Below are 719 nucleotides of genomic sequence, written 5' to 3'. Positions count from 1 at the left end.
ACGAGCATCGTGAGGTCTACGGGGTCGAGCCGATCTGCCGTGTGCTGCTGATCGCCCCGTCAACCTACTACGAGCATGCCGCCCGCAAGGCCAATCCCGACCGCAGACCGGCCCGCGAGCGCCGGGATGCCGAACTCAGCCAGGAGATCCGCCGGGTCTTTGCGGAAAACTTCGGGGTCTATGGCGTCCGCAAGGTCTGGCGCCAGATGCAGCGCGAAGGGATCGAGGTGGCGCGCTGCACGGTCGCCCGGCTGATGCGGCAGATGGGGCTCCAAGGCGTGGTGCGCGGCAGGAGCATCAAGACGACCGTCAGTGACGCCGCAGCCCCATGCCCGCGCGACCGGGTCAACCGGCAGTTCATGGCGCCGCGGCCGAACGCCCTGTGGGTGAGCGACTTCACCTATGTGGCGACTTGGTCGGGCTTCGTTTATGTCGCCTTCGTGATCGATGCCTTCGCCCGCCGGATCGTCGGTTGGCGCGTGTCACGCTCGGCCCGGGCCGAGTTCGTACTCGATGCCCTGGAGCAGGCTCTCCACGAGCGGCAGCCTCTCCAGCGGGCCGGCCTCATTCATCATTCAGACAGGGGAGTTCAAGACGGATTCAAACGGTCGTCGCAACACCCTGAAGGAGGAGGTTGCGATGAGCATTCGAAAGCGCCGGTCGGATCGGTCTGGACGAGCGCCGTTGCCGTCACCGGGTCGGCCCCCTGTGGCGGGACG

General features: G+C 66.8%; 1 protein-coding gene and 1 other annotated feature. The gene reads left to right on the top strand.

The features are described 5' to 3' along the window. Positions 1–59: a sequence feature (AL1L pseudoknot), on the top strand. This feature is flagged as partial in the annotation. Further along, on the top strand, positions 1–719 hold a 719-nt coding region (locus FS320_RS44555), incomplete at both ends, for an IS3 family transposase (protein ID WP_244627792.1). It overlaps the preceding feature by 59 nt.

It is taken from the genome of Microvirga tunisiensis (genome assembly GCF_009296175.1).
Classification (GTDB): Bacteria; Pseudomonadota; Alphaproteobacteria; order Rhizobiales; family Beijerinckiaceae; genus Microvirga; species Microvirga tunisiensis.
The sequence above is the reverse complement of the archived record's forward strand: the minus strand, read 5'-3'. Positions and strand labels throughout refer to the sequence as shown.